The organism is Streptomyces sp. CNB091 (genome assembly GCF_000377965.1).
In genome coordinates, this window is the sequence record NZ_KB899000.1 from 79,602 (window position 1) to 106,400 (window position 26,799).

The window sequence follows — 26,799 nt, forward strand, 5'->3', positions numbered from 1 at the left end:
GGCGCGCTGGGGCGGTGAAGAGATGCGCGTCACGTCTCAGATGACGGACATCACACCGGGACGCGTCATTCGGCTCCGCGTCGCGCGTAGTTGAGGACCCGTTCCACTGTCCGGTGGAAGCGGTACGGGACGCCTGCACCGGCTCGTACGCCACCGCGCCCATGCTCTACGGGGTCCTCGTCGCCGTGGGCTTCGCCGCCGCGGCCGTGACAGTGGGCACACGGGTCGTCCGGCGGGCCGGAGCGTAACTACGCTGGGCCCATGGTCAATCTGACGCGCATCTACACCCGGACCGGCGACCAGGGCACCACGGCCCTCGGCGACATGAGCCGCACCGCCAAGACCGATCTGCGGATCTCGGCGTACGCGGACGCCAACGAGGCCAACGCGGCCATCGGCGCGGCCATCGCGCTGGGGCAGCTGCCCGAGGAGCTGGTGAAGGTCCTCGTACGCGTCCAGAACGACCTCTTCGACGTGGGCGCGGACCTCTGCACCCCGGTGATCGAGGACCCGAAGCATCCGCCCCTGCGGGTCGAGCAGTCCTACATCGACAAGCTGGAGGCGGACTGCGACACCTTCCTGGAGGAGCTGGAGAAGCTGCGCAGCTTCATCCTCCCCGGCGGTACGCCCGGCGCGGCCCTGCTGCACCAGGCGTGCACCGTGGTCCGGCGCGCCGAGCGGTCCACCTGGGCGGCGCTGGAGGTGCACGGGGAGTCGATGAACACCCTGACCGCCACCTACCTCAACCGCCTCTCCGACCTCCTGTTCATCCTGGCGCGGAGCGCGAACAAGGAGGTCGGGGACGTGCTGTGGGTGCCGGGCGGCGAGCGGTAGGCCTACAGCCCGTCCGCCGGCTCCCGCTCCGTCACCGCGTCCTTCGGGGCCTGCTTCGGGGCTTGCTTCGGGAACAGCGTGTAGCCCCCGGCGATGATCAGGTTGATGCCGATCACCAGGCCCATCTTCTGCTGCCAGCCCCGCAGCGAGCTGATCTCCCCGCCGGAGCCGACGTACCAGACGGCTGCCTGGAGCAGGCCCAGCGCGACCACCGCGGCGAGGATCCAGCGGGCGGCGGCGCGCCACTCGTGGGCGGCGCGCGCCATGCCGTACTTCGGCGGCTTCACCGGCGGCGGGCCGCCGAACCAGCGGTGGGCGACGCGGGCGTCCACCCACTTGATGGTGGAGTGGCCCAGACCCACCGTGAAGCCGATGTAGACGGCGGCCAGCCCGTGCTTCCAGTCGGGCTCGGCCCCGTTCTTCAGGTCGATGGCCGTCACCACCAGCAGCACGACCTCCAGCAGCGGCTCGCACAGCAGCACGGCCGCGCCGAGCTTCGGTTTCCTCGCGACGTACCGCAGGGCGAGCCCGGCGGCCAGCAGAACCCAGAATGCGACCTCGCAGGCCACGATCAGTAGGGCGATCACGACTCTCTCCTCCCGTTCCCTTCCAGCCTCCCGGCCGACGGGCGCGGACACGTCGTCGGCAGTGACGAAACCGGACTGCATCCTTCGATGTAGTAGCGGATCAGCCGATGAAGGGAGGCCCGGGGGCGGCGGTGCGTGTTGGATGGAGAGGTGCTCACCCGGATCCGCCCCGACCGCGACGACGTGACCCTCGGCGTCTCCGGGCTGCTCGGCGGGCTGCTCCTGTGGCTGCTGGGCCTCGACACCCAGGGCGGCCACTCCCCCTTCGCACCCTGGGTCACCCTCGTACCGCTGACCGCCATGGCCGCGGCCGAGCTGCTGCGCCGCACCGCCCCCCGCACGGCGCTGACGATCGGCACGCTCGCGCTGGTGGCGAACCAGTTCACCCCGGGCAACCTCGCCACCGTCCTGATGTTCACGGACGTCATGTACGCGGCCGTGCTGTACGGCACCCCGGCCGCCGCCCGCCGGCTCCCGGTGGCCACGCTCCTGATCACCGTCGCGTCCACGATCGGCTTCCTGGCCTGGTTCCGTAAGCCCGAGGCACTGCTGATCGGCCTGGTCATCGGACTGGTCTCCTTCGTCCCCGCCATCACCGGCGTCAGCGTGCGCACCCACCGCGCCGCCGCCGACGCGGCCCGGCTGGCCGCCGCACAGACCGCGCGGCTGGCCGAGATGGACCGGACGCAGGCGGTGATCGCCGAGCGGGCCCGGATGGCCCGGGAGCTGCACGACATGGTGGCCAACCACCTCTCCGCCGTGGCGATCCACTCCACCGCGGCCCTGTCCATCGACGACCCGGAGACCTCGCGGAGCGCCCTGAAGGTGATCCGCGAGAACAGCGTCGAGGGGCTCGCGGAGATGCGCCGGCTGATCGGGCTGCTGCGGGAGGGCGGCGAGGACGACGCCCCGGCGGCGGCCCCGACGCTCGCCTCCCTGGACGTGCTCGTCGAGCAGACGAACGTCAACGGGGCGTCCGGCGGACTGGTCTGCACCCTGGAGGACACTCGGGAGGCGGCGGCCGGGGCGCTGCCGACGCCGGTCGAGCTGGCCGCGTACAGGATCGTGCAGGAGTCCCTGACCAACGCCCTCAAGCACGCGGCGCCGGGGCCGGTCGTGGTGCGGCTCGCCCACGGCGACGGGGTGCTGACGATCGAGGTGACCAGTGTGTCCGGCAGCCGCCCCGGACCGACGGCGCCCGGTTCGGGGGCGGGCCTGGTGGGCATGCGGGAGCGGGTGACGCTGCTCGGCGGGACGTTCGAGGCCGGGGCCGAGGTGGGCGGCGACAGCGACGACGGAACCAGGATCTGGCGGGTGCGGGCTCAACTGCCCGTGACAGAAGGGGCGATGCGGGAATGACGATCCGGGTACTGGTCGCGGAGGACCAGTCGGCGGTGCGCGCGGGGCTGGTGCTGATCCTCTCCAGCGCGCCGGACATCGAGGTCGTCGGAGAGGCGGGGGACGGCGAGGCAGCGGTGCGCCTGGCGCGTGAACTCCGCCCGGACCTGGTGCTGATGGACGTGCAGATGCCGCGCCTCGACGGCGTGGCGGCGACGCGGCAGGTGGTCGGGGAGGAGCTCGCGGACGTCCTGGTGCTGACCACGTTCGATCTGGACGAGTACGTCTTCGGGGCGCTGCGCGCGGGGGCCTCCGGCTTTCTGCTGAAGAACACCGACGCCCGCGATCTGCTGGAGGCGGTACGGACGGTGGCGCGCGGCGAGGGGCTGATCGCCCCGGCCGTGACCCGGCGGCTGATCGCGGAGTTCGCCGGGGCGTCCCCCGTACGCGGCCGGCAGGCGTCCGATCCGGCGGTGCTGGACACGCTCACCCGGCGCGAGCGCGAGGTGCTGGGGTGCCTGGGCGAGGGCCTGTCGAACGCGGAGATCGCGCTGCGTCTCTCGATGGCCGAGGCCACGGTGAAGACCCACGTCAGCAGGGTGCTGGGCAAACTGGAGCTGCGCAGCCGCGTTCAGGCGGCAGTTCTAGCACAGGAGTTGGGCGTCCGGGCCACTTCCTGATCTTTGGTCCAGACCTCTTGACGATTGGTCCAGACCTTCCTACTGTCACCGTCACACACTGCGGTGAGTACGAGAGCAACCGTACTCAGGGCGGCGCAGGGTTTGCAGTCCACGAATCATCCCCGTTTGTTGGACCTCACCCGAGGAGCTCCGTTGAGCACAGATTCCCCCCAACGCCGATCCAGATTTCGATGGGTCCCGGTCCGCAGCGGCCGGTCCAAGATCATCGCGGGCCTGACCGCGCTGGTCGTGCCGCTGGCCGCGATGGTGGGGCTCGCCGCCCCCGCATCGGCGGCCACGTCGGCCACCGCCACGTACACCAAGAAGTCGGACTGGGGCAGCGGCTTCGAGGGCCAGTGGACGGTGAAGAACACCGGCACCACCGCGCTCTCCTCCTGGACCATCGAGTGGGACTTCCCCTCGGGCACCACGGCGGGCTCCGCCTGGGACGCCAACCTCACCAAGAGCGGTAACCACTACACCGCCAAGAACCTCTCCTGGAACGGGTCCGTGGCGCCCGGCGCCAGCATCAGCTTCGGCTTCAACGGCACCGGCTCCGGCTCCCCCACGGGCTGCAAGCTGAACGGCGCCTCCTGTGACGGCGGCAGCGTCCCCGGCGACAACGCCCCCTCGGCGCCCGGCACCCCGACCACCAGCGACGTCACCGACACCTCGGTCAAGCTCAGCTGGAGCGCGGCGACCGACGACAAGGGCGTCAAGAACTACGACGTGCTGCGCGACGGCGCGAAGGTCGCCACGGTCACCGGTACGACGTACACCAACACCGGCCTGACCGCGGGCACCGACTACTCCTACACCGTGCAGGCCCGGGACACCGCGGACCAGACCGGCCCGGCCTCCGGCGCCGTCTCCGTGCGGACCACCGGCGGCGGTGGCGAGCAGCCCGGCGGCGACAAGATCACCATGGGCTACTTCACCAACTGGGGCGTCTACGGGCGCAACTACCACGTCAAGAACCTGGTGACGTCCGGCACGGCCGCGAAGATCACGCACATCAACTACGCCTTCGGCAACGTGCAGAACGGCAAGTGCACCATCGGTGACGCGTACGCCGACTACGAGAAGGCGTACACCGCCGACCAGTCCGTCGACGGCGTCGCCGACACCTGGGACCAGCCGGTGCGCGGCAACTTCAACCAGCTGCGCAAGCTGAAGGCCAAGTTCCCGCACATCAAGATCCTCTGGTCGTTCGGCGGCTGGACCTGGTCCGGCGGCTTCGGCCAGGCCGTGCAGAACCCCGCCGCCTTCGCCCAGTCCTGCCACGACCTGGTCGAGGACCCCCGCTGGGCCGATGTCTTCGACGGCATCGACCTCGACTGGGAGTACCCCAACGCCTGTGGTCTGACCTGTGACACCAGCGGCCCGGCCTCGATCAAGACCATGGCCGACGCCATGCGGGCGAAGTTCGGCCCGAAGTACCTGGTCACCGCCGCCATCACCGCGGACGGCTCCAACGGCGGCAAGATCGACGCGGCCGACTACGCCGGCGCCTCCCAGTCCTTCGACTGGTACAACGTGATGACGTACGACTTCTTCGGCGCCTGGGCGGCCAAGGGCCCGACGGCCCCGCACTCGCCGCTGACCCCCTACACCGGCATCCCGCAGCAGGGCTTCACCTCCTCCGAGGCCATCGCCAAGCTGAAGGCCAAGGGCGTCCCCGCCAAGAAGCTGCTCCTCGGCATCGGCTTCTACGGCCGCGGCTGGACCGGCGTCACCCAGTCCGCCCCCGGCGGCACGGCGACCGGCGCGGCCCCGGGCACGTACGAGGCGGGCTTCGAGGACTACAAGGTCCTCAAGAACACCTGCCCGTCCACCGGCACCGTCGGCGGCACCGCGTACGCCCACTGCGGCACCAACTGGTGGAGCTACGACACCCCGGCCACCATCGGCTCGAAGATGAACTGGACGAAGAACCAGGGCATGGGCGGAGCGTTCATCTGGGAGCTCTCCGGTGACACCAGCAACGGCGAACTGGTGACCGCGGTCACCAGCGGCCTGAAGTAACGATGACGGTGCTCCCCACGCCGTAACGGCAAGCACCACCCCGGAAAAGCACCGGGGAGACGGGTCCGCCCCCCGTCTCCCCGGTTTTTCGCTGTGTACGCGCGGTTACCCGACGTTCTCGGGCCACATTGCCCTCCCCCAGACTTCGTCCGGGGGATCCCCTTCCTGCGGGGCTGCCTGTCAGGTTCCAGCGGGACCGTCTATCAGGCCACATTCACCCGCTGGCCGGGCGGCGCCGCCTCCAGCCAGGCGAGGAAGCCGGTCAGGGCGTCCTCGCTCATCGCCAGCTCCAGGCGTGTCCCGTGGTGGAGACAGCCGAGCACGACGGAGTCGGACAGGAGCGCGAGCTCCTCCTCGCCCTCCGGAAGCCGGCGGGCGATCACCTCGATCGCAGAACGCTCCAGGCCCCGGCGGGGGCGAGGAGCGTAGGAGAAGACCCGGAACCAGTCGACGCGGTCACCGCTGTAGCGGGCGACCCCGTAGACCCAGCCCTTGCCGAGCGCATCGGGTTCCTCCGACACGTCCCAGCGCAGGCTGCAGTCGAAGGTCCCTCCGGACCGCTGGATCAGCCTCCGGCGCAGGCCGAAGACGAACAGTCCCAACAGAACCGTGACGATGACGGACGCTCCCACCCACAACGCGAGGACCATCTCCACCGACCTCCTCGCATCGTCGAGTAACGAACACCGAAACCGTATTGCACCTGCATCGCCTCAGCCGCGACACGGCTGGATCGCTCCAGCTCGGGCCGCGGCTGAGTAAAGACATCTGTCAGTGGGGGTGCTAGCGCACCGCCACCGCGCGCAGTCGTACGTCGGCGCGCCGCTGGGCAGCGGCGTCCGCGTCCGACTTCGCGAGTTCCAGCGCCCGCTCGGCGCGCTCGACATCGATCTCGTCGGCCAGCTCGGCGATCTCGGCCAGCAGCGACAGCTTGTCGTCCGCGAACGAGATGAATCCACCGTGCACAGCGGCGATGACGGTGCCGCCCTCACTCGTGCGGATCGTCACCGGGCCCGATTCCAGCACACCGAGAAGCGGCTGGTGACCGGGCATGACGCCGATGTCGCCGGACGTGGTGCGCGCGACGACCAGGGTGGCCTCGCCGGACCAGACGCTTCGGTCGGCGGCGACCAGCTCGACATGCAGCTCAGCAGCCAAGGGTGGCTCCTCGGGTCACCACCCGGCCGCCCGGCCGGGTGTCGGTTCAATTCTACGGGGCGTGGTGAGGGGGGCGGGACACACCCACCCCCCTCGGTGAGCCGGAGGCTCAGGAGACGCCGAGCTCCTTGGCCTTGGCCTTGAGGTCGTCCAGGCCACCGCACATGAAGAACGCCTGCTCGGGGAAGTGGTCGTAGTCCCCGTCGCAGATCGCGTTGAACGCGGAGATCGACTCGTCGAGCGGAACGTCCGAACCGTCCAGGCCGGTGAACTGCTTGGCGGCGTGGGTGTTCTGCGACAGGAAGCGCTCGACGCGACGGGCACGGTGGACAACGAGCTTGTCCTCCTCGCCCAGCTCGTCGATACCGAGGATCGCGATGATGTCCTGGAGGTCCTTGTACTTCTGGAGGATCCCCTTGACGCGGCTGGCCGCGGCGTAGTGGTCCTGCGAGATGTAACGCGGGTCCAGGATGCGGGACGTGGAGTCCAGCGGGTCCACGGCCGGGTAGATGCCCTTCTCGGAGATCGGACGGGAGAGAACCGTCGTCGCGTCGAGGTGGGCGAACGTGGTGGCCGGGGCCGGGTCGGTCAGGTCGTCCGCGGGGACGTAGATCGCCTGCATCGAGGTGATCGAGTGACCACGCGTCGAGGTGATGCGCTCCTGGAGCACACCCATCTCGTCGGCCAGGGTCGGCTGGTAACCCACCGCGGACGGCATGCGGCCGAGCAGCGTGGAGACCTCGGAGCCGGCCTGCGTGAAGCGGAAGATGTTGTCGATGAAGAGCAGCACGTCCTGCTTCTGCACATCGCGGAAGTACTCCGCCATGGTCAGAGCGGACAGGGCCACGCGCAGACGCGTCCCCGGCGGCTCGTCCATCTGGCCGAAGACGAGCGCGGTCTTCTCCAGAACGCCCGACTCGGTCATCTCGTCGATGAGGTCGTTGCCCTCACGGGTGCGCTCACCGACACCGGCGAACACCGACACACCGTCGTGCAGCTTCGCCACACGCATGATCATTTCCTGGATGAGGACCGTCTTGCCGACGCCCGCACCACCGAAGAGACCGATCTTGCCGCCCTTGACGTACGGGGTCAGCAGGTCGACGACCTTCAGGCCGGTCTCGAACATCTCGGTCTTCGACTCGAGCTGGTCGAAGGCCGGGGCCTTGCGGTGGATCGGCCAGCGCTCGGTGATCTGCGCCTCGGCCTCCGGCTCGTTCAGGATCTGACCGAGGGTGTTGAACACCTTGCCCTTGGTGATGTCACCGACGGGGACGGTGATGCCCTCGCCCGTGTTGGTCACCGGGGCCTGGCGGACCAGGCCGTCGGTGGGCTGCATCGAGATCGCACGGACCACGCCGTCACCCAGGTGCTGGGCGACTTCCAGGGTCAGCGTCTTGCGGGCGCCGTCCTCGGCCGGGTCCGCGACCTCGACGTGGAGGGCGTTGTAGATCTCCGGCATCGCGTCGACGGGGAACTCCACGTCGACGACCGGGCCGATGACCCGGGCGACGCGGCCCGTGGCAGCGGCCGTCTCAACTGTCGTCGTCATTACTTGTCACTCCCCGCGGTCGCGTCGGCCAGAGCACTGGCACCGCCGACGATCTCGCTGATTTCCTGGGTGATTTCGGCCTGTCGGGCCGCGTTGGCAAGCCGGGACAGGCTCTTGATGAGGTCCCCGGCGTTGTCGGTCGCCGACTTCATCGCGCGGCGGCGGGCAGCGTGCTCGGAAGCGGCTGCCTGCAGCAGTGCGTTGTAGATGCGGCTCTCGACGTAGCGCGGCAGAAGGGCGTCGAGGACGTCCTCGGCCGACGGCTCGAAGTCGAACAGCGGAAGGATCTCCCCCTTGCGGGTGCTCTCCTCCGCCACCTCGTCGAGCGAAAGCGGCAGCATCCGGGCGTCGACCGCGTTCTGCGTCATCATCGACACGAATTCCGTGAAGACGATGTGCAGCTCGTCGACGCCGCCCTCGGCCGTGTCCTTCTGGATGGCCTCGATCAACGGGGCGGCGATGCTCTTGGCATCGGAGTACGCCGGGTTGTCGGTGAAGCCGGTCCAGGATTCCTCGACCTTGCGCTCGCGGAAGCCGTAGTACGCGACACCCTTGCGGCCGACGATGTACGCGTCGACCTCCTTGCCCTCGGAGGCAAGGCGCTCCCGCAGTCGCTCCGCGGCCTTGATGGCGTTGGAGGAGTAGCCGCCGGCCAGACCGCGGTCGCTCGTGACGAGCAGGACCGCGGCCCGGGTCGGGGCTTCGACCTCGGTGGTGAGCGGGTGCTTGGCGTTGGAGCCGGTCGCCACCGCGGTCACCGCACGGGTGAGCTCGGTCGCGTACGGCTGGGACGCCGCCACCTTGCGCTGCGCCTTGACGATGCGCGAGGCGGCGATCATCTCCATCGCCTTGGTGATCTTCTTGGTCGCGGTGACGGCTTGGATGCGGCGCTTGTAAACGCGAAGCTGAGCGCCCATCGATCAGCCCTCGCCCAGGAGCTTGCCGTCCGAGGTCTCGAACTGCTGCTTGAAGGCGGCGATCGCGTCGGCGATCGACTGCAGCGTGTCGTCGGACATCTTGCCGCCCTCGGCGATGCTGGTCAGGAGGTCCTTGCGCTCACGGCGCAGGTACTCCAGCAGCTCGCCCTCGAAGCGACGGATGTCCTCGACCGGGACGTCGTCCATCTTGCCCGTGGTGCCGGCCCAGACCGAGACGACCTGCTCCTCCATCGGGAACGGGGCGTACTGCGGCTGCTTCAGCAGCTCGACCATGCGCTTACCGCGCTCCAGCGAGGCCTTCGAGGCCGCGTCCAGGTCGGAACCGAAGGCGGCGAACGCCTCCAGCTCGCGGTACTGGGCGAGGTCCACGCGGAGCCGGCCGGAGACCTGCTTCATGGCCTTGTGCTGGGCGGAGCCACCGACTCGGGAGACCGAGATACCGACGTTGAGCGCCGGACGCTGACCCGCGTTGAACAGGTCGGACTCCAGGAAGCACTGGCCGTCGGTGATGGAGATGACGTTGGTCGGAATGAACGCCGACACGTCGTTCGCCTTGGTCTCGACGATCGGGAGGCCCGTCATCGAACCGGCGCCCATCGCGTCGGAGAGCTTGGCGCAGCGCTCCAGCAGACGCGAGTGCAGGTAGAAGACGTCACCCGGGTAGGCCTCGCGGCCCGGCGGGCGGCGCAGCAGCAGGGACACGGCGCGGTAGGCGTCGGCCTGCTTCGAGAGGTCGTCGAAGATGATCAGGACGTGCTTGCCGTCGTACATCCAGTGCTGGCCGATGGCCGAACCGGTGTACGGCGCCAGGTACTTGAAGCCGGCCGGGTCGGACGCCGGGGCGGCGACGATGGTCGTGTACTCCAGCGCACCGGCCTCTTCGAGCGCACCACGCACGGAGGCGATGGTGGAACCCTTCTGACCGATGGCGACGTAGATGCAGCGCACCTGCTTGTTCACGTCGCCCGAGCGCCAGTTGTCGCGCTGGTTGATGATCGTGTCGACGGCCAGAGCGGTCTTACCCGTCTGACGGTCGCCGATGATCAGCTGACGCTGGCCGCGGCCGATCGGCACCATGGCGTCGACGGCCTTGTAGCCGGTCTGCATCGGCTCGTGCACCGACTTGCGGACCATGACGCCAGGGGCCTGCAGCTCGAGGGCGCGGCGGCTGTCGGTCTCGATCTCGCCGAGACCGTCGATCGGGTTGCCGAGCGGGTCGACGACGCGGCCGAGGTAGCCCTCGCCGACGCCTACGGAGAGCACCTCACCGGTGCGCTGCACCGGCTGGCCCTCCTCGATGCCGCTGAACTCGCCGAGGACGATCGCACCGATCTCGCGCTCCTCGAGGTTGAGGGCGAGACCGAGGGTGCCGTCCTCGAACTTCAGCAGCTCGTTCGCCATGGCGGAGGGAAGACCCTCCACCTTCGCGATGCCGTCGCCGGCAACGCTGACCGTACCGACCTCCTCGCGCGAGGCCGCGTCCGGCTGGTACGACTGGACAAAGTTATCCAGTGCGTCCCGGATCTCCTCCGGCCGGATCGTGAGCTCCGCCATCTGGGTTCCCTGCTCTCCTTGTTGGGCCCGAAGTTTCTTAAGGGGGTCTGGGGGCCGACCCCCAGGAATCTTCTGCAATTTCTGCACGGCCCAACCGGGCCGCTGGTCTTGCTTGTTCTTCTGCGCTGCGCTGTGTCAGCCGGCCATGCGGCGGGTCGCCTCTTCGAGGCGCTCCGCGACGGTGCCGTTGATGATCTCGTCACCGACGCGCACCGAGATCCCGCCGAGGACCGCGGGGTCCACGTCCAGGTTCAGGTGCATCTGCCGGCCGTAGAGCTTCGCCAGGGCGTCGCCGAGGCGCTGCTTCTGCCGGTCGCTGAGCGGCACCGCCGAGGTGACGACGGCGACCACGCGGTCCCGGCGCTCCGCGGCGAGCCTGGACAGTGAGTCCAGCCCTGCTTCCAGGCTACGTCCACGGGGCTGGGTGACCAGGCGGACGATGATCCGCTCGGTGACCGGCTGCGCCTTGCCGCCGAGCAGGCTGCGCAGCAGCTCGCCCTTGGCGGACGCCGTGGCCGTACGGCTGGTGAGCGCGGAGCGCAGCTCCTTGTCGGAGCCGACGATCCGGCCGAACCGGAACAGCTCGTCCTCGACGTCGTCGAGGCTGCCGCCGCGCTGGGCCGCGGTGAGGTCTGCGGTGTTCGCCAGCTCCTCGACCGAGTCCACCAGGTCACGCGACTGCGACCAGCGGGACCGGACCAGTCCGGAGACCAGGTCGACGGTCTCGCCGCCCACCTGTCCGCCGAGCAGACGCGCGGCCAGCTCGGCCTTGCTCTCGCCGCTCTGGGCCGGGTCGGTGAGGACCCGGCGCAGGGATACTTCGCGGTGGAGGAGCGCGGTGACCGATGCCAGCTCCTCGGCGAGCTTCGCCGCGTCGACCGACGTGTTGTCGGTCAGCGCGTCGAGACGCTCGCGTGCGGAAGCCAGTGCTTCGCGGCTCGCGCTGTTCATCGGGCGGCCTCGGCCTTCGCCTCGAGCTCGTCGAGGAAACGGTCGACGGTGCCGCTCTGCCGGGCGTGGTCCTGGAGGGACTCGCCGACGAGCTTGCCGGCCAGGTCGGTGGCGAGCTTGCCCACGTCCTGACGCAGCGCCGAGGCAGCGGCCTTGCGGTCGGCCTCGATCTGGGTGTGGCCGGCGGCGATGATCTCTTCGCGCTGCCGCTGACCTTCCGCCTTCATCTCCTGGATGATGACGGCACCCTGCTCCTGCGCCTCCTGGCGCAGACGGGCGGCCTCGTGACGGGCTTCGGCGAGCTGAGCCTTGTACTGCTCAAGAACGCTCTGCGCCTCGGTCTGAGCCGCTTCGGCCTTCTCGATGCCACCTTCGATCGCCTCGCGACGCTCGTCCAGGGCCTTGTTGATGGCCGGGAGGAGCTTCTTGTAGAACGCGAAGAAGACAACGCTGAAGCAGATCAGACCGATGACGATCTCGGGCCAGACCGGCAGCAGCGGTGACTGCGGCTCCTCGGCTGCCAGATGCAACATGGTGGACCTTTCGTCGAAAACGTATCGTCAGGTCGCCGGGACTACTTCGGGAAGATGAAGGGCGCGACGAAGCCGATCAGCGCCAGGGCCTCGATGACCGCGAAGCCGAGCAGCATGTTCTGGCGGATGAGGCCGGCCGCCTCGGGCTGGCGGGCGATGGCCTGCACACCGTTACCGAAGATGATGCCGATACCGACGCCGGGGCCGATCGCCGCGAGGCCGTAACCGATGGTTCCGACGTTGCCCACAACGGCTGCGAGAGTCTCAGACATTGATCTGTGATTCCTTCTCTTGAGTGGCCGGTGGAGATTGCATCCACCGGACGTCTAGGGGGTGTCCGGGTGGTGGCCCGGGTGTCCTCAGTGCGCTTCTTCGAGTGCCTGGGACAAGTACGTGGCGGTCAGCACGGTGAAGACGTAGGCCTGGAGCGCCTGGATGAACATCTCGAAGACGGTCAGGGCCAACGTCACGGCGAACGACGCGGTGGCGTACACCGTGCCGAGCACGGTGCCGAGCATGTACCACGTCGCGATCGTGAAGACCAGGATGAGGATGTGACCCGCGAACATGTTCGCGAAGAGTCGGACCGCCAGCGTGAAGGGTCGCACGAAGATGTTCGAGACGAACTCGATCGGCGTCAGGATCACGTAGATCGGCTTGGGCAGGCCGCTCGGGACGCACAGGTTGCGGATACCGCCCACGAAGCCGTTGTTCCGGAACGTCACCGACATGTAGACGACCCAGACCAGCAGCGCCAGTCCGACCGGGTAGGCGATGAGCGAGGTCACCGGGAACTGCGCGAGCGGGATGATCGCCCAGAGGTTCATCACCCAGATGAAGAAGAACAGGGACACCAGCAGCGGGACGAACGGCTCGCCCTTCTTGCCAATGATCTCCTTGGCGATGCCCCGGTGCACGAAGTCGTAAAGAATTTCGGCGACCATCTGCAGCTTGCCCGGAACGACCTTGGGCTTGGAGAAGCCCATCCAGAACAGGGTCAGGATCGCAATCGTTCCGATGATCGCCAGCAGCATCGGCTTGTTGAACTCGACCGGACCGATAGTGAAGATCGGGTCGAAAATGAACGACCACGCGCTCGGGGCTGGGAATCCGCACGAGCCCTGGAACAGGTGGCAGTCAACCTCGAAGGCGAGCGTCTGGGCGTCAGCAGTCACCAGGAGCTCCTTCTGCATGGCGCATGGATACGGCTACCTCGTTGTATCGGAGCGGCTGGCAGCCGCAGGTCGGCACCGGACTGGTTCTTACGGTGGGGAGGCGGCGGCCGGGCCCGAAGCCTCGCGATGTATCAGGCGACAGTCGTTTTGTCCGCGCCCGCAGTACCGCAACCGAGACCGGACGATAGCAGCATGTCGAACAGGGCTTTATCCCGGCCCTACTGGTCATGCTTTCCCTCGGTTCCGCCCGGGGCGTTCCGGCTCTCCGCCTCCGGATCGACGTACAGGATCTTGCTCCTGGAGTGCAGCACGGTCTGCGTGACGATCCATGTGATCACCGAGACGACCAGCGTGAGGGCGAAGGTCTGGAGGTCGAACAGAGTGGTGTTCCGGATGCCCATGATGAGGCCGAGCAGGACCACCAACTGCACCGAGTAGACCAGCAGCCCCATGCCCTGGAAGAGGTGGGGCATGGCCTTGGCGACCCACTGCAGCGTCAGCTGCCCGAGCCCCATGAAGAGGATGACCACCACGCAGCCGACCACGGCGCCGATTGCCCCCTCGCCGCCGACGACGAGCCCGCCGACAAGCGTGGCGATGGCTCCCACCGCGGCGGTGGGGGTGGCGATGCGCAGTAGTTCGCGCATGTCGGACTGCATGGCGGCAGCTCCACTGGTCTGAGGGGAGGAATGGGGCGTCGTCATGGACGAGCGTAGGCCCGGTCCGCGAGGCGGATTTTCGGGCCAAGGGACCGTCCTGCATGGGTCCTTCGGCTCCGTCACCGGGTCTCGTGAACGGTATCACAAACTATTTGAGGAGGTCTTTACCTCAAACGTGTGCCGACTGTCACACATGAGAGTTAATCCGCGCGTGTGCGCACGACAAGACGGCGTAATGTCTGGTAATGCACCGCGGGTTCCGAATCGTCAGCGCGAAGAGTCGATCGAGCGTCGATCCGGGAACCGAGAACGCGGGCCGATCGCGGTAGCGCCGTTGACGCCGGACACTCCGACCGCCACGGGAGCCCGTTCGGCGGCCTCCTCGCCCATCGACGCGTCTGCCGAGCCCTGTTGGGCCCCGGAGGCCACGGGCGCCGGCTTCTCCTCGTACGGGACGGCCGGATCCTCCTCCGCTCCGCGGTGGCGGTAGCGCGGCGGCACGAAGCGGTTGGCCCAGTGCGGGGCGCGCGGGGTGAAGCGCGGCATCAGCAGCAGGACGAGGCCCACCGCGCTCGCCGCGATGATGACGAACACGATCCACGAGGACGCCGAGTGCACCGAGTAGCCGACGGCGCCGAAGGCGATGAGGGCCGACCAGAAGTACATGATCAGCACGGCCCGGCTGTGCGAGTGACCGATCTCCAGCAGCCGGTGGTGCAGATGGCCCCGGTCGGCGGCGAACGGCGACTGGCCGTTCCAGGTGCGGCGGACGATGGCGAGGACCAGGTCGGCGGCCGGGATCGCGATGATCGTCAGCGGCAGCACCAGCGGGATGAAGACCGGGAGCAGGGCGTGGGTGGCCTCGCGCTCGCTGCCCTCGAAGATCTTCATGAGGTCCGGGTCGACCTGGCCGGTGATCGAGATCGCGCCGGCCGCCAGCACCAGCCCGATCAGCATCGAGCCCGAGTCGCCCATGAAGATCCGCGCCGGATGCATGTTGTGCGGCATGAAGCCGAGGCACATCCCCATCAGGATCGCCGCGAACAGGGTCGCGGGGGCCGCCGCCTCGATGCCGTACCCCATCCAGAGGCGGTACGCGTACAGGAAGAACGCCGTCGACGCGATGCACACCATGCCCGCCGCGAGCCCGTCCAGGCCGTCGACGAAGTTGACCGCGTTGATCGTGATGACGACCAGCGCCACCGTGAGCAGCGTGCCCTGCCACTGGGTGAGGGCCACCGTGCCGACGCCGGGGATCGGCAGCCACAGGATCGTGAGCCCCTGGATGACCATGACGGCGGCGGCGATCATCTGGCCGCCGAGCTTGATCAGGGCGTCGATCTCGAACTTGTCGTCGAGGACGCCGATCAGCCAGATCAGGGCGGCTCCGGAGAGCAACGCCCTGGGCTCGTTGGAGAGTTCGAAGACACCCTGCAGATTGAAGAGGTGGTCCGCGACGATCAGGCCCGCGCACAGTCCGCCGAACATGGCGATCCCACCGAGCCGGGGTGTCGGCTCACGGTGGACGTCGCGCGCGCGGATCGCGGGCATCGCCCCGACCGCGATGGCGAACTTACGCACCGGTCCGGTCAGCAGATAGGTCACCGCTGCCGTAACACAGAGCGTCAGCAGGTAATCACGCACGGGCTGCCCCACAGAACTCGCCGGTCATCCAAAAACCACACCCTAGTCTCTGGAACAAGGACTTCAGGCTACGGATGATGGTTGCACAGGCTTCGGGTGCCCCGGATACGGCGGAGTGATCCGCTCCGGTCGCCTCGGACTCCCTACCCCGGATACGGCGGATGGCGCGCGACGAGTTCCCCGACCTCCGCCGCGATCGGGCTCACGTCGCCCGGCTCCCGTACGGCCGCTCCGAACAGGGCCGCGATCCGGGCCATGTCCCCGTCGTCCATCCCCTGGGTGGTGACGGCGGCCGTGCCCAGGCGGATGCCCCGGGCGTCCCCGTACGGCAGTGCGCAGGTGTCCAGGACCACACCGGCCGCCGCCAGCCGCTCCCGGGCTGTGCGGCCGTCGACGCCGAGCGGGGCCGGGTCCGCGACGACGAGGTGGGTGTCCGTGCCGCCCGTGGTGACCTCGAAGCCCTCCGCCTCCAGGCCGGCGGCGAGCACCCGGGCGTGGGCGACGACCTGGTGGGCGTAGCGGGTGTACGCGGGGGTCGCCGCCTCCCCGAACGCGACGGCCTTCGCCGCCACCGTGTGCATCTGCGCGCCACCCTGGGTGAACGGGAACACGGCCCGGTCGATCCGCTCGGCCAGCTCCGCGCCGCACAGGATCATGCCGCCGCGCGGGCCGCGCAGCACCTTGTGCGTGGTGGCGCAGACCACGTCGGCGTACGGGACCGGGCTCGGCGCCGCTCCCCCGGCGATCAGCCCCATCGGGTGGGCGGCGTCCACGATCAGGTACGCGCCCACCTCGTCGGCGATCTCCCGGAACAGCTCGTAGTCGGGGTGGCGGGGATAGGTGGTCGAGCCGCAGACGATCGCCTTGGGGCGGCGGGCGCGGGCCAGGGCGCGGAGCCGGGTGTGGTCGATCAGCCCGGTCTCCGGGTCGACCCCGTAGCCGACGAAGTCGAACCAGCGGCCGGAGAAGTTGCCCGGCGCCCCGTGGGTGAGGTGTCCCCCGTACGGGAGCCCCATCGCGAGCACCGTGTCGCCCGGGCGCAGCAGCGCGGCGTAGGCGGCGAGGACGGCCGAGGAGCCGGAGTGCGGCTGCACGTTGGCGTGTTCGGCGCCGAAGAGGGCGGTGGCCCGGCGGACCGCGACGCGTTCGGCGGCGTCCGCGTGCTCGCAGCCGCCGTGGTGGCGGGCGCCCGGGTACCCCTCGGCGTATTTGTTGGCGAGCGGGGAGCCGAGGGCGGCGAGGACCGCGGGCGAGGCGAAGTTCTCGGCGGCGATCAGCTGGAGGGTGGTGGCCTGCCGGCCGCTCTCGGCGAGCAGGACCCCGGCGAGCTCCGGGTCCTGGCGGAGCAGCGCGCCGAAGTCCTGGGGCAGGGCGTCGGGCGCGGGCGACACGGCTGCGGGTGCGGCGGGAGAGGTGACCGGCATGGGACGGCTCCGGGCCTGGAGGTGGGTGCGCCGGCGAGGGATGCCGGTGTCAGCTCCAATGTAGGCCGGGGCCGGGCGCCGTGCCCGCTGTCGCGGCGTGCCGTACGCCGGTCGGCGCACCCGCCCCGCCGCGGCGCGGGCAGCTCCCGGTCAGTGCGGGGCGGGTACGCCGGTGAGGGCGGTGACGACGGGGTCGAGCGCCTGGTTGATCTCGTCGCCGATGGAGCGGAAGAAGGTGATGGGGGCGCCGTAGGGGTCGTAGACCTCGTCCGCCTCGGCGGTCGGGGCCAGCAGCCAGCCGCGCAGCGCGGCGGCGGCGCGCACCAGGGCGCGGGCGCGCTCGACGACGCCCTCGTCGCGCGGGTCGGGCAGGGTGGCCGGGTCTATGGCCCGCACCAGCCGGGTGAACTCCTTGAGCGTGAAGGTGCGCAGGCCCGCGGAGTGGCCCATCGAGATGACCTGGGCACGGTGGTCGCGGGTGGCGGTGAGGACCAGGTCGGCGCGGATCACGTGCTCGTCGAGCAGTTCGCGGCCGACGAAGCCGGTGGCGTCCGCGCCGAAGTCGGCGAGGACGACCTCGGCGTTGGCCTCCATGGGCGCGCCCTCGTGGCCCCAGGTGCCCGCGCTCTCCACGACGAGGCCGCCGCTGAGCGGGTCGCCGAGCCGGTCCACCAGGGCATGGCGGGTCAGCCGCTCGGTGATCGGTGAGCGGCAGACGTTGCCGGTGCTGACGTGGAGGATGCGGAAGGTGTCGGTCCGCCCCGCTATGCCACGCCCCTCGGGGGCGGTCAATTGGCCACCTCGAGGTCGGGGACCACCTTGCGCAGCTCCTCCGCGGAGAGGGCGCCGGCGCGCAGCAGGACCGGGGTGGCGCCGGTGACGTCGACGATCGAGGACGGCACGATGCCGGGCGTCGGGCCGCCGTCGAGGTAGACGGAGACGGAGTCCCCGAGCATCCCCTGGGCGGCGTCGCAGTCCTCGGGCGAGGGGTGTCCGGTGAGGTTGGCGCTGGAGACTGCCATCGGGCCGACCTCGGTGAGCAGCTCGATGGCGACCGGGTGCAGGGGCATCCGGATGGCGACGGTGCCGCGGGTGTCGCCGAGGTCCCACTGGAGGGAGGGCTGGTGCTTGGCGACGAGGGTGAGGGCGCCGGGCCAGAAGGCGTCGACGAGTTCCCAGGCCTCCTCGGAGAAGTCGGTGACCAGGCCGTGCAGCGTGTTCGGCGAGCCGATGAGGACGGGGGTGGGCATGTTGCGGCCCCGGCCCTTGGCGTCCAGCAGGTCCGCGACGGCCTCCGAGGTGAAGGCGTCCGCACCGATCCCGTACACGGTGTCGGTGGGCAGCACGACCAGTTCGCCCCGGCGGACGGCCGACGCGGCCTCGCGCAGGCCCGTGGTCCGGTCGGTGGCGTCGTTGCAGTCGTATCGCCGAGCCATCAGCCGGCCTCCTGGAGCGGGTACGGGTACGGGTGGTGGTGCCGGGGGCCGGTCACGGCATGGCCTTGCGGGCGGTGGCGAACCGGGGGCGCCTGTTCAGGTCGGGGTGGTCGGCGGCATCCGCCCAGCCCCGCTCCTCGGTGAAGATCCACGGCACCTGGCCGCCCTGCGTGTCGGCGTGCTCGATGACGACGAGGCCGCCGGGGCGCAGCAGACGGTGGGCGGTGCGCTCGATGCCGCGGATGGTGTCGAGGCCGTCCTCGCCCGAGAACAGGGCCATCTCCGGGTCGTGGTCGCGGGCCTCGGGGGCGACGTACTCCCACTCGGTCAGCGGGATGTACGGCGGGTTGGAGATGACCAGGTCGACCTGGCCGTCGAGCTCGGGAAGGGCGCTCAGGGCGTCTCCCTTGTGCACGGTGACCCTGGACCCCTCGGCGTTCTTCCGCGTCCACCTGAGGGCGTCCTCGGAGAGCTCCACGGCGTGCACCTTGGAGCGGGGGACCTCCTGCGCCATGGCGAGCGCGATGGCGCCCGATCCGGTGCAGAGGTCGACGACCACGGGCTCGACGACGTCCATCGCGCGCACCGCATCTATGGCCCAGCCGACGACGGACTCGGTCTCCGGCCGGGGCACGAAGACACCGGGTCCGACCTGGAGCTCCAGATAGCGGAAGAAGGCGCGGCCGGTGATGTGCTGGAGGGGTTCGCGGGCCTCGCGGCGGGCGATCGTCTCCCAGTACCGGGCGTCGAAGTCGGTGTCGGGCACCGTGTGCAGCGCGCCCCGCTTCACCCCGTGGACGAAGGCCGCGAGTTCCTCGGCGTCGAATCGCGGTGAGGGGACACCGGCGTCGGCCAGCCGCTGGGTGGCCTGGGCCACCTCGGCGAGCAGCAGGTTCATCGCGGATCTCCGTACGGGTTACGGGTGTGCGGGGCGGGCGGGACGCTTACGCGTTGGCGAGCTTGGCGGCGGAGTCGGCGTCGACGCATGCCTGGATGACGGCGCCCAGCTCTCCGTCGAGCACCTGGTCCAAGTTGTACGCCTTGAAGCCGACGCGGTGGTCCGAGATGCGGTTTTCCGGGAAGTTGTACGTCCGGATCTTCTCGGAGCGGTCGACGGTGCGGACCTGGCTGCGGCGTACGTCGGAGGCCTCCTGCTCGGCGGCTTCCTGGGCGGCGGCCAGCAGCCGGGAGCGCAGGATGCGCATGGCCTGCTCCTTGTTCTGGAGCTGGCTCTTCTCGTTCTGGCAGGAGGCGACGACGCCGGTGGGCAGGTGCGTGATGCGGACGGCGGAGTCGGTCGTGTTGACGGACTGGCCGCCGGGGCCCGAGGAGCGGTAGACGTCGATGCGCAGGTCGTTGGCGTGGATCTCGACCTCGACCTCCTCGGCCTCGGGGGTGACGAGCACGCCCGCGGCGGAGGTGTGGATGCGTCCCTGGGACTCGGTGGAGGGCACGCGCTGCACGCGGTGCACGCCGCCCTCGTACTTCATCCGGGCCCAGACGCCCTGGCCGGGCTCGGTGGCGCCGTTGCCGCCCTTGGTCTTCACGGCGACCTGGACGTCCTTGTAGCCGCCGAGCTCGGACTCGGTGGAGTCGATGATCTCGGTCTTCCAGCCGACGCGCTCGGCGTAGCGCAGGTACATGCGCAGCAGGTCGCCCGCGAACAGGGCGGACTCGTCGCCGCCGGCGCCCGCCTTGATCTCCAGGAGCACGTCCTTGTCGTCGCTGGGGTCGCGCGGGACGAGGAGGAGGCGGAGCTTCTCGGTGAGCTCTTCGCGCTGCTTCTCCAGGTCCTTGACCTCGGCGGCGAAGTCGGGGTCGTCCGCGGCGTACTCGCGCGCGGTCTCGATGTCCTCACCGGTCTGCTTCCAGGCCCGGTACGTGGAGACGATCGGGGTCAGCTCCGCGTAGCGCTTGTTCAGCTTGCGCGCGTTGGCCTGGTCGGCGTGGACCGACGGGTCGGCGAGCTTCTTCTCAAGACCGGTGTGTTCACCGATCAGTTCCTCGACCGCCTCGAACATTCGGGGGCTCCTGGTTGGTTGTGCGTCTGCGGGCCTGCTGGAGGGCGTACTGCCCGGTGGGGCGTCCGGCGGGGGTTCCCCCGGGCACCCGACCGGAAAAACGCCGGTTCCGACGCCCCCGGGAAGAGGGCGCCGAGAACCGGCGCAGTGGCTCGCTACTTGCTGGCGGAGCCGGCAGCCTTGCCGAAGCGGGCCTCGAAGCGGGCCACGCGGCCGCCGGTGTCGAGGATCTTCTGCTTGCCCGTGTAGAACGGGTGGCACTCGGAGCAGACGTCGGCGCGGATGTTGCCGCTGTCGATGGTGCTCCGGGTGGTGAACGACGCACCGCAGGTGCAGCTGACCTGCGTCTCGACGTACTCGGGGTGGATGTCGCGCTTCAAGGTGTCTCCTAGTTTCGGGAGGGCGCCGGGTCGTCCGCGCGGATTGCGCGGCCGTGAACCGGGGCCGACGTACCAGTCTGCCAGGACCGGCCGTATCTCCCAAAACCGGGGGCGGGGCGCAGGTATTCCCCCGTTGCCCGCGCACGGAGCGTGACGGGTGGGCGGCTACTCGACGACCTCGGCGGCGTCGCCCTTGTCGCCGGCCGACTTCTCGGTGGCGGAGGCGGGGATCGGCCGGTCGTGTGCGAGGGCGGCCCAGACCTGCCGGCCGGCCTTCTCCTGCGGCAGGACCCGGTTCGGGTCGGCCGGGTCGTACTCCACGGGCAGGGTCACCATGTGGACGTTCTCGGCGTTCAGCCCCTTGAGGCCGCCCGCGAAACCGGTGAGCTTCTTGACGGAGCCGAGCCCGGAGTCGGTGGTGACGGCCTTGGTGGCGGCGTCCGCGAGGCCGTAGAGCCTGGTGGGGCTGGTGAACACCCCGACGCTCTTCGCCTGCTCCATGAGCGCCTTGATGAACGCCTGCTGGAGCTGGATGCGTCCGAGGTCGCTGCCGTCGCCGACGCTCTTGCGCGTACGGACGAGGCCGAGGGACTCCTCGCCGTTCAGCGTGTGGGTGCCCGGCTCCAGGTCCAGGTGGCTCTTGGAGTCGTCGATCGCGGTCTTCGTGGTGATCTCCACGCCGCCGAGCTCGTCGATGAGCTCCTTGAAGCCAGTGAAGTCGACTTCCAGGTAGTGGTCCATGCGGATGCCGGACAGCGACTCGACGGTCTTCACCGCGCAGGCGGGGCCGCCGACCTCGTAGGCGGTGTTGAACATCGTCCGGTGCTCGGCGGGGACCTCGTCGCCGGTGGTGTCGCTCTCGCAGGCGGGGCGCTCTATCAGGGTGTCGCGGGGTATCGAGACGACGCTCGCGGACTTGTGGCCCTTGTCGATGTGCATGACCATCGCCGTGTCGGAGCGGGCCGCGCCCTCGTCCTCGCCGTACTCCCCGTTGTCGCCGGAGCGCGAGTCGGAGCCCAGCACCAGGATGTCCTGCGAGCCGTCGTCCACGTCGTCGGGACGGTCGGTGCCGAGCTTGGCGTCGATGTCGATGCTGGAGAGGTTGCCGTCGAGCGCCAGGTAGGCGTATCCGAGCCCGGCCCCGCCGACGACCACCACACCCGCCGCCGTCCAGGCCGCGACGACCTTGGCACGGTGCCGGCGGGACGGCTTCCTCCGTCGGCTGCCGGTGCCGCGTATGCGGCCGGTGCTCCTGCTCTGCTCGCTCACGCGTCTCCTCGTCACTCCCGTTGCCCGTCTGCCCCCTGCCGTGGTGCCCACGCGCGGTCGGCCTCTCCCGGTGGGACGGCCGAAGCAGCAAGAAGGGTTGCATACGCGCCTGTGGCCCCCGCCGGAGGACGGGGGCCACAGGGCGCTCGGGCGAACGGGCCGCGAGGCGGCGTTCACCTGGGGTTTCGTGCTCGGTACAGCGATGTGGCGGACGGTCCGTGGACCGGGGCCGGTGTGGCCAAGGTCTCGGGCCGGCCGGCGTCGGCCGGGATCAGCCGAAGAGGTTGAATCCGTTCCAGCCGGTGCCGGCCTTCAGCTTCGGTCCGAAGGGCTTGGTGGCCGAACCGCTGGTCGGGTAGAACCACATCGCGCCCGTGCTGTCACGGACGGTGAGGTCCGCCTTGCCGTCACCGGTGTTGTCCCCGGTGGCGATGTAGGCCGAGAAGTGCCAGCCGGTGCCGACCAGGACCTTGTTGGCGAACGGCGAGGCGACGTTGTGACGGCCGGCGTAGAGCCACAGCTGGCCCTTCCCGTCACGGGCCAGCAGGTCCGCGATGCCGTCACCGCTGTAGTCGCCCTTGCCGAACAGCTTCAGCGATCCCCATCCGGAGCCCGCCGTGACCTTGGCCGCGAAGGTGCCGTCGCCGCGGCCCGGGTAGGTGACGAGGGTGCCCGTGCTGTCGATGCCGACGAGGTCGGGGTTCCCGTCACCGGTGATGTCGCCGGGGAAGAGGATGTTCTTGAACGAGGACCAGCCCGTGCCGATCTTCTTCTCGGCCCAGTCCGTGCCGTCGAAGTAGAACCAGTACAGGTCGTTGCCGACGCGGTAGACGTAGTCCTGGTAGAAGTCGCGGTCCCAGTCGACCTGACGCACCAGGTTGACCGCGCCCCAGTTGCCGAGGGCCGCCGGCGCGGTGAACGCCTTGCCGTTCGAGTAGTACTCGAACGCCTCGCCCTTCGACTGCCGGGCGAACAGGTCCGCCGTGGTGTCGAAGTTGAGGTTGGCGTCGTCGATCCGGGGGTTGATCTGCCCGAAGAACGAGCTGACCTTGGAGTAGACGCTGTACGCGCCGGTGGCGACGCAGTCCTTGACGCCCCACGAAACGACGCCCGCGATACGGCCGTTGACCACGAGCGGACCACCGGAGTCGCCGTTGCACGGCGATACGGTGCCCTCGTCCTGGCCTGCCGCGGGCACTCCGGCACACGTCATCTTCCCGGCCATGAACTCGGAGCCGTAGAAGGACGCGCAGGTCGAGTCGGCGTTGATCGGCACCGTGGCCTTGCGCAGCGTCGGCGAGATGGCCTCGCTGGTGGAGCTGGTGCGGCCCCAGCCGTAGACGGTGGCACGGGTGCCCTGCCTGTACAGCGCCGTCTCGGCGCCGGAGGCCGGCTGGAGCGTCTTGTACGGGAGGGCCGCGCCCAGCGTCAGCACGGCGACGTCGCTGCTCAACTCGGCGTCGTCGTAAGCGGGGTGGACCCACTGACGCCAGACGCCCACGGCCTGGCCGCCGTTCAGGTCACTGCCGACCGGGAGCTTGGCGGTGCCGCCCACGACGGTACCGTTCTTGTTCCAGTCCAGTCCGTCCACGCAGTGCGCGGCGGTCAGGACCTTGGCGGGCGCGACGAGGGTGCCACCGCAGAAGTAGCTCTCGTCGTCCGCGGTGCCGGAGGTTCCCTTGTCGTCGTAGTAGTGCAGCTGCACCATCCACGGCGCCTCGGAGATCAGGGCGTCGGCCCCCCCGATGATCTTCGGATCGGCGGTGCGCTCCGGCGCCGGTTCCGTGGCTCCGCCGGGCGCGGGCGCACCCGACTCGCCCTCCGCCAGCTCGGCGGCCGATCGCTTGACGATGTCGAGCAGTTCGGTCTGCGGTACGTCGGACCGCTTCTGGGTGTTGTTCTGCTTGCCCGGAAGCGGGACCGTGTCCGCGGCCTGCGCGGGAACGGCGGCGAGTGCCCCCGCTCCCAGAGCGAGCACGGCAGTTGCCACGGGGAGGGTCATGAAACCCCTCCGTCTGCCAGATGTCACAGGTCTCCCCTCGATGAACACGGCGCACCTCGGTGACGGCGCCGTGTACGTGCGTGCGAAGGAGAGAGTTCTCCCCACTGGAGACATCACAGTGGGCGTATAGAAAATACGTTCCCCCCCACCTACTGCCGCTGATCGTATAACGCGAAAACGCCCTCGTCACCGGGGTAACGGGGCGCTTTCGCAGAACAGCGGAACAGCGGAACAGCGGAACAGCGGGGTGAACGTCAGTCGTTGCCGTTTCCGCTGCCCGGCGTCGTCTTCTGGATCTGGAGCAGGAACTCCGCGTTGGACTGGGTCTTCTTCATCCGGTCCAGGAGGAGCTCGATCGCCTGCTGCTGGTCGAGCGCGTGCAGCACCCGGCGCAGCTTCCAGACGACCGCCAGCTCGTCGGTGCCGAGCAGGATCTCTTCCTTACGGGTGGAGGACGCGTCGACGTCCACCGCCGGGAAGATGCGCTTGTCCGAGAGCTTCCGGTCGAGCTTGAGCTCCATGTTGCCGGTGCCCTTGAACTCCTCGAAGATCACCTCGTCCATGCGCGAGCCGGTCTCGACGAGCGCGGTGGCGAGGATGGTCAGCGAGCCGCCGTCCTCGATGTTGCGCGCGGCGCCGAAGAAGCGCTTCGGGGGGTAGAGCGCGGTCGAGTCGACACCACCGGACAGGATGCGGCCGGAGGCCGGCGCCGCGAGGTTGTACGCGCGGCCCAGACGGGTGATCGAGTCGAGCAGGACGACCACGTCGTGACCCAGCTCGACGAGACGCTTGGCGCGCTCGATGGCCAGCTCGGCGACGGTGGTGTGGTCCTCGGCGGGACGGTCGAAGGTCGAGGAGATGACCTCGCCCTTCACCGACCGCTGCATGTCGGTGACCTCTTCCGGACGCTCGTCGACCAGGACGACCATCAGGTGGCACTCGGGGCTGTTGACCGTGATCGCGTTGGCGATGGCCTGAAGGATCATGGTCTTGCCGGTCTTCGGCGGGGCCACGATGAGCCCGCGCTGCCCCTTGCCGATCGGGGCCACCAGGTCGATGATCCGCGTCGTCAGGATGTTGGAGTCGGTCTCCAGACGGAGCCGGTCCTGCGGGTAGAGCGGGGTCAGCTTCTGGAACTCGGGGCGACCGCGGCCCGACTCCGGGGCCATGCCGTTGACCGAGTCGAGGCGGACCAGCGCGTTGAACTTCTCGCGCCGCTCGCCGTCCTTGGGCTGGCGCACCGCGCCGGTGACGTGGTCGCCCTTGCGCAGGCCGTTCTTGCGGACCTGGGCGAGCGAGACGTACACGTCGTTCGGGCCCGGCAGGTAGCCGGAGGTCCGGATGAACGCGTAGTTGTCGAGGATGTCCAGGATGCCCGCGACGGGGATCAGGACGTCGTCGTCGGCCACCTGCACATCGCTGGCGAAGTCGTCGCGCCCGCGACGGCCACGGCGGTCGCGGTAGCGGCCGCGGCGGCCGCGACGGCCGCCCGCCTCGTCGTCGAAGTCGTCCTGCGGCCCGGTGTCACGGTTCTGCTGGCCCTGGCCCTGACCGCCGCCCTGGCCCTGGCCCTGGCGCTGCGGGCGCTGCCCGCCGCCGCCCTGCTGGCCCTGGTCGTCGCCCTTGCCGCGGCGGTCGCGCTGACGCTCACGGCGCTCGCCGCGCTCACCCCGCTCACCGCGGCCCTGACGGTCGCCGCGACGGCCCTCGGCCGTGTCGGCCGCGGCCTCGGCCTTGGCGTCGCCCTTCGGCTCGCCCCGCTCCTCGGTCTTCTGCTCGGCCTGGGGCTCCGCCTTGGCCTTGACCTCGGTCTTCGCCTCGGTCTTGGTGTCGGGGCTGCCCGCCTGCGCGGTCGCACGACGGCGACGACGCTCGCCCGCGGGCTGGTCGTCGCTGGCCGGCTGACCGGGGATGTCGATCTGCTGCTGGGCCGTGTCCTTCTCGGCGGCGGCAGCGGCGGCCTCGTCCCCGGTGCGCGCCTTCGAGGTCGCGCGGCGCTTCGGCTTGCTCTCCGCCTCGGCGGGGGCCTCTGCGGCCTTGGAGGAGGCCTTGGGGGCGGCGGATCCGCCACCCGCCTGCGCCTCCTTGATGACCTCGATCAGCTGGCTCTTGCGCATCCGCGCGGTGCCCCTGATGCCGAGGCCGGACGCGACCTGCTGCAGCTCGGCCAGGACCATGCCCTCGAGGCCGGTGCCGGAGCGGCGGCGCCGTGCGGTGGTGCCAGTGGCAGCACCTTCGGCGGGCGCGGCGCTGTCGACGCTCTTGTCGGCAGTCACGCCCATCAGATCGGTGGTGTCGCTCACGAAGGGTCCTTCCCTGGAGCGGACGTCGGCCTTCTGGCTCGGCGACCGGTTGTGCTGTCCGACAGCGGTCTGTTGATCTTGCTGGATCGCGGACCTTGCCGGGGCGGTGGTCCGCCGGGTGTACGGCGGAGAGATGAACGTGCGGGGTCCGGCGCGAGATCCCCCTGCTCGGCCCACTCCTGGACGAGCGAGGGGTGTCGTGCCGGTTCCGGAGCGTGCTCGAAACTGCTCAGGCAGGCTGCTCAGGCAGTTGGGGAGGCTCCCGGAAGAATGGTGGTCCCGAAGGGGGACACGAAGCAACGCGCCTCAAAGACGTCGGTTGCAGACTTGAGGTTA

Annotated in this window: 25 protein-coding genes and 1 pseudogene; 5 read left to right on the forward strand and 21 right to left on the reverse strand. The window is 69.7% G+C overall.

Annotated features, from left to right (window positions below):
- Nucleotides 1-98: 98 nt before the first annotated feature.
- Together D581_RS1000000139865 and D581_RS0119965 are read left to right on the forward strand one after the other, a co-directional pair.
- Nucleotides 99-248 (forward strand): annotated as a pseudogene (locus D581_RS1000000139865) (ABC transporter permease); the annotation flags it as partial.
- A gap of 13 nt (nt 249-261) precedes the next feature.
- On the forward strand, nt 262-834 hold the full coding sequence (locus D581_RS0119965) for a cob(I)yrinic acid a,c-diamide adenosyltransferase (protein ID WP_018958978.1): 573 nt from the start codon (nt 262-264) through the stop codon (nt 832-834).
- A gap of 2 nt (nt 835-836) precedes the next feature.
- Here D581_RS0119965 and D581_RS0119970 read toward each other — a convergent pair whose 3' ends face one another.
- Nucleotides 837-1,421 (reverse strand): hypothetical protein, encoded by a 585-nt coding sequence (locus D581_RS0119970; protein WP_018958979.1) that lies wholly within the window; start codon nt 1,419-1,421, stop codon nt 837-839.
- A 150-nt stretch (nt 1,422-1,571) separates the two neighbouring features.
- Here D581_RS0119970 and D581_RS0119975 point away from each other — a divergent pair, with 150 nt between their 5' ends.
- The 3 genes from D581_RS0119975 to D581_RS0119985 all read left to right on the forward strand — a co-directional run bounded on the left by D581_RS0119975 (nt 1,572) and on the right by D581_RS0119985 (nt 5,464).
- Entirely contained in the window at nt 1,572-2,780 is a 1,209-nt protein-coding gene (locus D581_RS0119975; RefSeq protein WP_018958980.1) for a sensor histidine kinase, read from the forward strand.
- On the forward strand, nt 2,777-3,439 hold the full coding sequence (locus D581_RS0119980) for a response regulator transcription factor (RefSeq protein WP_018958981.1): 663 nt from the start codon (nt 2,777-2,779) through the stop codon (nt 3,437-3,439). Before D581_RS0119975 ends, D581_RS0119980 begins: the two co-directional genes overlap by 4 nt.
- Nucleotides 3,440-3,592: 153 nt before the next feature.
- Nucleotides 3,593-5,464: a glycosyl hydrolase family 18 protein gene (locus D581_RS0119985; RefSeq protein ID WP_026290718.1), complete on the forward strand. Its 1,872-nt coding sequence runs from the start codon at nt 3,593-3,595 to the stop codon at nt 5,462-5,464.
- A gap of 203 nt (nt 5,465-5,667) precedes the next feature.
- Here the strand turns inward: D581_RS0119985 and D581_RS0119990 are convergent, their stop codons facing one another.
- From D581_RS0119990 to rho, 20 genes are all read right to left on the reverse strand, one after another.
- Complete coding sequence (locus tag D581_RS0119990) at nt 5,668-6,114, reverse strand: DUF2550 domain-containing protein (protein WP_026290719.1); 447 nt, start codon at nt 6,112-6,114, stop codon at nt 5,668-5,670.
- 133 nt (nt 6,115-6,247) lie between these two features.
- On the reverse strand, nt 6,248-6,622 hold the full coding sequence (locus tag D581_RS0119995) for a F0F1 ATP synthase subunit epsilon (RefSeq protein ID WP_003966248.1): 375 nt from the start codon (nt 6,620-6,622) through the stop codon (nt 6,248-6,250).
- Between the two features lie 109 nt (nt 6,623-6,731).
- The gene (atpD, locus tag D581_RS0120000) at nt 6,732-8,174 is read right to left on the reverse strand and encodes a F0F1 ATP synthase subunit beta (RefSeq protein WP_018958984.1); all 1,443 of its coding nucleotides are present in this window, start codon (nt 8,172-8,174) and stop codon (nt 6,732-6,734) included.
- Entirely contained in the window at nt 8,174-9,091 is a 918-nt protein-coding gene (locus D581_RS0120005; RefSeq protein WP_018958985.1) for a F0F1 ATP synthase subunit gamma, read from the reverse strand. Before D581_RS0120005 ends, atpD begins: the two co-directional genes overlap by 1 nt.
- 3 nt (nt 9,092-9,094) lie before the next feature.
- Nucleotides 9,095-10,666, reverse strand: a complete 1,572-nt coding sequence (atpA, locus tag D581_RS0120010; RefSeq protein ID WP_018958986.1) for a F0F1 ATP synthase subunit alpha — start codon at nt 10,664-10,666, stop codon at nt 9,095-9,097.
- 135 nt (nt 10,667-10,801) lie between these two features.
- Nucleotides 10,802-11,617 (reverse strand): F0F1 ATP synthase subunit delta, encoded by an 816-nt coding sequence (locus tag D581_RS0120015; RefSeq protein ID WP_018958987.1) that lies wholly within the window; start codon nt 11,615-11,617, stop codon nt 10,802-10,804.
- Entirely contained in the window at nt 11,614-12,150 is a 537-nt protein-coding gene (locus D581_RS0120020) for a F0F1 ATP synthase subunit B (RefSeq protein ID WP_018958988.1), read from the reverse strand. Before D581_RS0120020 ends, D581_RS0120015 begins: the two co-directional genes overlap by 4 nt.
- Before the next feature lie 41 nt (nt 12,151-12,191).
- The gene (gene atpE, locus D581_RS0120025; RefSeq protein ID WP_026290720.1) at nt 12,192-12,422 is read right to left on the reverse strand and encodes an ATP synthase F0 subunit C; all 231 of its coding nucleotides are present in this window, start codon (nt 12,420-12,422) and stop codon (nt 12,192-12,194) included.
- Nucleotides 12,423-12,509: 87 nt separating this feature from the next.
- Nucleotides 12,510-13,343: a F0F1 ATP synthase subunit A gene (atpB, locus tag D581_RS0120030; protein ID WP_018958990.1), complete on the reverse strand. Its 834-nt coding sequence runs from the start codon at nt 13,341-13,343 to the stop codon at nt 12,510-12,512.
- A gap of 200 nt (nt 13,344-13,543) precedes the next feature.
- On the reverse strand, nt 13,544-13,984 hold the full coding sequence (locus tag D581_RS0120035) for a Cg1360 family ATP-synthase-associated protein (RefSeq protein ID WP_018958991.1): 441 nt from the start codon (nt 13,982-13,984) through the stop codon (nt 13,544-13,546).
- Nucleotides 13,985-14,251: 267 nt separating this feature from the next.
- Nucleotides 14,252-15,640 (reverse strand): MraY family glycosyltransferase, encoded by a 1,389-nt coding sequence (locus D581_RS0120040; protein ID WP_026290721.1) that lies wholly within the window; start codon nt 15,638-15,640, stop codon nt 14,252-14,254.
- Between the two features lie 131 nt (nt 15,641-15,771).
- Nucleotides 15,772-17,052, reverse strand: coding sequence for a serine hydroxymethyltransferase (locus D581_RS0120045; RefSeq protein WP_018958993.1), 1,281 nt, complete (start codon nt 17,050-17,052; stop codon nt 15,772-15,774).
- Between the two features lie 150 nt (nt 17,053-17,202).
- Nucleotides 17,203-17,844, reverse strand: coding sequence for an arsenate reductase/protein-tyrosine-phosphatase family protein (locus D581_RS0120050; RefSeq protein WP_018958994.1), 642 nt, complete (start codon nt 17,842-17,844; stop codon nt 17,203-17,205).
- Complete coding sequence (locus tag D581_RS0120055) at nt 17,841-18,488, reverse strand: L-threonylcarbamoyladenylate synthase (protein WP_007447713.1); 648 nt, start codon at nt 18,486-18,488, stop codon at nt 17,841-17,843. Before D581_RS0120055 ends, D581_RS0120050 begins: the two co-directional genes overlap by 4 nt.
- A gap of 52 nt (nt 18,489-18,540) precedes the next feature.
- Nucleotides 18,541-19,386, reverse strand: coding sequence for a peptide chain release factor N(5)-glutamine methyltransferase (prmC, locus tag D581_RS0120060; RefSeq protein WP_018958995.1), 846 nt, complete (start codon nt 19,384-19,386; stop codon nt 18,541-18,543).
- 46 nt (nt 19,387-19,432) lie between these two features.
- Nucleotides 19,433-20,509: a peptide chain release factor 1 gene (gene prfA / locus D581_RS0120065; RefSeq protein ID WP_018958996.1), complete on the reverse strand. Its 1,077-nt coding sequence runs from the start codon at nt 20,507-20,509 to the stop codon at nt 19,433-19,435.
- A gap of 155 nt (nt 20,510-20,664) precedes the next feature.
- Complete coding sequence (rpmE, locus tag D581_RS0120070; protein ID WP_018958997.1) at nt 20,665-20,889, reverse strand: 50S ribosomal protein L31; 225 nt, start codon at nt 20,887-20,889, stop codon at nt 20,665-20,667.
- Between the two features lie 165 nt (nt 20,890-21,054).
- On the reverse strand, nt 21,055-22,158 hold the full coding sequence (locus tag D581_RS0120075; RefSeq protein WP_018958998.1) for an LCP family protein: 1,104 nt from the start codon (nt 22,156-22,158) through the stop codon (nt 21,055-21,057).
- A 271-nt stretch (nt 22,159-22,429) separates the two neighbouring features.
- Nucleotides 22,430-24,160, reverse strand: a complete 1,731-nt coding sequence (locus D581_RS0120080; RefSeq protein ID WP_018958999.1) for a trypsin-like serine protease — start codon at nt 24,158-24,160, stop codon at nt 22,430-22,432.
- A gap of 254 nt (nt 24,161-24,414) precedes the next feature.
- The gene (rho, locus tag D581_RS0120085; RefSeq protein ID WP_018959000.1) at nt 24,415-26,463 is read right to left on the reverse strand and encodes a transcription termination factor Rho; all 2,049 of its coding nucleotides are present in this window, start codon (nt 26,461-26,463) and stop codon (nt 24,415-24,417) included.
- Nucleotides 26,464-26,799 lie beyond the last annotated feature (336 nt).